Origin of the sequence: Streptomyces katrae, assembly GCF_000966975.1 — a bacterium.
GTDB lineage: Bacteria > Actinomycetota > Actinomycetes > Streptomycetales > Streptomycetaceae > Streptomyces > Streptomyces katrae.
The window spans coordinates 1-4,452 of the sequence record NZ_JZWV01001516.1 but is presented as its reverse complement, the minus strand read 5'-3'; the positions used below and the strand labels follow the sequence as shown (position 1 = coordinate 4,452).

The window sequence follows — 4,452 nt, the reverse complement described above, 5'->3', positions numbered from 1 at the left end:
ACGGGGTCCTGTCCGCGGCTGCGGGGCGGCCCGCGGCGTCGCCTCCGGGGGCGGGCCAGGGGGCGGCCGCGGCGCCCGGCGCGGCGCGGAGCCCCGTCCCGGGGGCGGAGACGGGCCGCAGGTCGGTGTGGTGGTCGGAGGGGGCGGGGGCTTCGGGGCCGGCGACGGCGCCCGCTCCGGCGCGGACCGGGGTTCCGGCCTCGACCCGCGCCTCCGCCCGGCCCGGGCCGCCGGCACCGGTGCGGGCCTGCGGTACGGGCGGCACGGGGGCTCCTGCGTCGCCGGTCTCGTCGGCGAGCTGGTGGACGAGGACCCCGTGCCGGAACGCCGCCTCGCCGATCTCGGCGCAGTTGCTGCCGTACACGGAGAGCCTGCTGCCGCTCTCCTCGACGATCTCCACGGGGCGGTGCGCGGCCCGGGCCTCGCGGCCCAGCACGTCGGCGAGCCGCGCGGCGTGCGGCGTGCGCACGGCGACCCGCGGGCGCAGCCGGGTGCGCGCGAAGTCGGCGGCTTCCTGGTCGGCGACGAGGCGGCCCGAGGTGATGGAGACGACCCGGTCGGCGTGGCGGGCGGCCTCCTTGGCGTCGGCGGTGGTGAACAGCACGGCCCCGCCGAGGGAGGCATGGCTTCGCAGCAGCCCGTGCAGCCAGGCGCGTTCCCGGGGCTGGAGGCCGGCGGCCGGCTCGTCGAGGAGCAGGGTGCAGGGGTCGGCGAGCAGGGCCGCGGCCAGCCCGACGCGGCGGTCCATGCCGGCCGAGAGCGAGCCGAGCCGCTGGTCGCGCAGGCCCGCGATGCCGACGACCTCCATCATGATGTCCGCCCGGGAGGCCGGGACCCCGACCGCGGCGCAGAGCATGCGCAGCTGGCCACGGACCGTCCTCGACGGATGGCCGGGGACGTCGCCGAGCAGCACGCCGACCTCACGCCCGGGGTGCGGGACCCGGTGCAGCGGGCGGCCGCGGAAATAGGTGATGCCGCGGCCCGGTTCGAGTTCGAGCATGAGCCGCAGGGCGGTGGTCTTGCCCGAACCCGGCTCTCCGAGCAGGGCGGTCACGCACCCCGGGCGGGCCTCGAAGGTGAGGTCGTCCACGAGGGGCGGCAGGTCTCGACGGGGTGTGCTGGTGAGTCCGATGGCCTGGAGCATCGCTTCTCTCGCAGGGTGTGGGACCGCTCTGCGGCAGGGTGAGTACCGCATGCAAGATAACCCGATATGTCCGATTTTCTGTGCAGCCGCTCCGCGTTGCGGCCCGCCTTGCCCCCGTCCGGGGCAGCCCGGGCCGGGTCGCCCCCGGCCGGGCCCGCGCCGGAGGCGCAGGCCGCGATGCCGGCGGGTCAGACCTCCGGCCGCAGCATCGGCGGGTTGAGCAGGGTCGCCCCGCCGGCCCTGAACAGCTGGGCTGGCCTGCCGCCCTGACGGGTCGTCGTCCCTCCGGCGGGCACCAGGAACCCGGGGGTTCCGGTGACCTTGCGGTGGAAGTTGCGCGGGTCGAGCGCCACACCCCACACCGCCTCGTACACCCGGCGCAGCTCGCCGACGGTGAACTCGGGCGGGCAGAAGGCCGTGGCCAGCGAGGAGTACTCGATCTTCGAACGGGCCCGCTCGACTCCGTCGGTGAGGATCCGCGCGTGGTCGAAGGCGAGGCCCTCGACGGTCTGGCCGGGACCCTCCAGGAGTTCATCGACGGGGGCCCAGCGGGCACTGTTGGCGTCGCCGCCCGCGCGGGGCGCGGGCAGGTCGGGGGCGAGCACCAGGTGCGCCACGCTGACCACCCGCATCCGGGGATCGCGCCGCGGGTCCCCGTAGGTGGCGAGCTGTTCGAGGTGCGCCCCGTTGTCCACGCCGGGGGACGCCGGGTCGTGCGCGCACAAACCGGTCTCCTCGGCGAGTTCCCGCGCCGCGGCGGCCGAGAGGTCCTCGTCCGCGCGCACGAAGCCGCCGGGCAGCGCCCAGCGCCCCTGGAACGGCTGCTCTCCCCGTCGCACGACCAGCGCGCAGAGCGCGTGGCGCCGCACGGTGAGCACGACCAGGTCGACGGTGACGGCAAAGGGCGGGAAGGCCGACGGGTCGTAGGGCGACATGCCGCGATCATAGTCGTCTTCCTGACGATAAACAGCGCTTTCGTGATCCCGAGGACGGTGATCTGGAACCCAGTCCGCACGCTCGCGGCCAGCCGGGCCCGCCACCCGGGCGGCGTCTCACCCTCCCAGTTGGAGCTCATCGGCGGCCTCCTCCACCATGCCGACACCGAGACGGCTGATGCGGACGGTGAACGGCTCGCCCGCCACCCGCAGGCCCGCCAGGCGCAGGGCGCCGAGGGGGGCGCCCGCGCGGGGGGTGACCGCGACCGTCCCCGCGGGGGCGTCCGGGCGGATGCCGGCGAGGGCGGTCAGGGCGTGGATCCCCGCCGCGGNCCGGACGGCAGGCCGCCGGATGCGGGAGCGGGGCGCTGCCGGCGGTGCGCTGTTCCGCGGCGTACATCTCCGGCAGCCTGTATCCGAAGACCTCCGCGGCGTCCAGCATGCCCCGCAGCAGGCCGGCGGCCTCCTTCTCGTAGCCGGCCTGGGCCAGTCCGGCTACCGCGACGGCGCTCTCGTGGGCCCGAACCGCGCCCGAGCGGTGGCCGAAGGGGTTGTGTCCCGGCTCGCGGGCCGCCATGCTCCGCAGCCCCCATCCGGAATCCATGGACGGGGCCCCGAGCAGCCGGGCGAGCTGTTCGGTGCGGACCCGGTCCAGCAGGCCGGGCGCGAGACGGCCGCCGCCGAGCAGGCCGGTGTCCAGCAGGTGTGCGGCCGCTCCCGTCAGCCGGACCAGGGGCCGGCCGTCGGGATGCAGGGCGGCGGCGGGGCGGCCCCCGTCCGGGCCGTCGATCCAGAACCGGTCCAGGAACCTCTCCCGCAGGGCGGCCGCCCACTCACGCCACTCCGCGGCTCCGGCCCGCCCGCACCCGTCGAGCAGATCGGCACCGAGCAGCGCGGCCCGGTGGGCGTGGGCCTGGGTCTCGCAGCGGCGCGGCCCGGGGTCGGGGTCGGCCAGGAACCCGTCCTCGCCGAGCGCTCCGCGCAGCCAGTCCAGGCAGCGCTCGGCGGCGGGCAGGAGGCGGGCCACCTCCTCCTCGGGCAGCCCCCACCGGCGGGCCTCGGCGAGCACCGCCGGGAAGGCCAGGGTGGCCTCGGTGCCGGTGCAGCCGGGCGGCAGCTGCGGCCCGGCGGCGCGCAGCGGGCCCGGGATCATGCCGCCCGCGGGGCCTCTCCCGGCGGTCTGGCTGCGGGCCAGTGTCCGCAGGGTGGCGGCGGCGAGCCCGGTGCCGAGGGGCAGTGCCATCCTGGCGGCCCACAGCGACTCCGCCGGGGCCAGCCCGAGCCGCCAGGGCACTCCCGCCGCGGCGAAGGCGTCGCCGGGCTCCACGGGGTCCCTCAGGAGCAGGGCCCGCAGGTCGTCCACGCTGGTGCTCAGCCAGGCTTCGGCCCTGGGGTCGTCGCCCTCGGCGCGGGCCGCGGCGAGCGGGTTGGCGACCTGTCCGGCGGGGGCCCGTGCGGTGCGGTCCCGGGTGGTCCGCAGCTCGATGCTGCGGGACTCCCCCGGGCCCAGTTCGAGCTGCCAGCGCAGCAGGCCGGCGGTGGCGAGCACGTCGTCGGGGGGTGGCTCGGCGGTGGTGACGGCCAGGGCCTCCTCCGTGCTCCAGCGCAGCCCGGCGGCGTGCACCCCGGGGGTGAGCTCGGGCCCGGCCCGGCCGCCCGCCACCGCGGCCAGTTCGGCCAGGTCCGTGCTGAGCGAGACCTCGACGGGCAGGCGCAGCGGCCGGGCGGCGAAGCTGCGTACGGTGATGCGTTCGGTGCCGTCGGCGTGCCGGACCCGTTCGACGCCGATGTCGGGGTCGGGGCCGGGCTCGACCCCCGTTCGGACGGTGGCGGTGAAAGCGGCCCGGTCGGCCCCGAGGCTCCGCCCCTGGACGGCGACGGGATCCCGCCCGGCGACGCGCAGCACGCAGCGGGACAGCAGCCGGCGCCCGGACCTGTAGATCCCCTCGATGCCCCGCCCGGTCAGCTGGCCGTGCTCGGGCGAGATGACCAGGCAGGGCGCGGCCACGCAGATGACGGCACCGTGCACCGGCGGCAACTCGGCCCGTCGCACGCCGCCCGCCCCGGAAACCTGGCCCGGTGGGCGGGACCCGGAAAGGGGAAGGCCCTCGGGCAGTGACCCCGATGAGGGGGCGCCGCCACCCGGGGCGGTCCCGAGCGGCGGCCCCGACGGACGCGAGTCCCAGGCCGATGCCGTCCCCGGCGGGGACCCCGGCAGGCGTGGACCCGCGGCCGGCGCCGCCGCCGGCGGGGACCCCGACGGGCGCGCGTCCCAGGCGGGGGCCGTCCCCGGTGGGGGCCCCGGTGGGAGCGCCGGTGGTCGGGGAGCGGGGGTGGTTCCGGTCGGGCCGGGTTCGGGTGCGGGGGTAGCCA

The 4,452-nt window shown here is 77.8% G+C and carries 2 protein-coding genes and 1 pseudogene; all 3 read right to left on the bottom strand.

Translation table 11 applies throughout. From position 1 onward, the window contains the following. Positions 1 to 1,144: ATP-binding cassette domain-containing protein (locus tag VR44_RS38810; protein WP_245692874.1), on the bottom strand; the 1,144-nt coding region annotated here is incomplete at its 3' end. A 188-nt stretch (positions 1,145 to 1,332) separates the two neighbouring features. Next, positions 1,333 to 2,079, bottom strand: coding sequence for an NUDIX hydrolase (locus VR44_RS38805; RefSeq protein WP_045952392.1), 747 nt, complete (start codon positions 2,077 to 2,079; stop codon positions 1,333 to 1,335). Between the two features lie 117 nt (positions 2,080 to 2,196). Further along, a pseudogene (locus VR44_RS38800) lies at positions 2,197 to 4,117 on the bottom strand (glycogen debranching N-terminal domain-containing protein). Between the last annotated feature and the right edge of the window lie 335 nt (positions 4,118 to 4,452).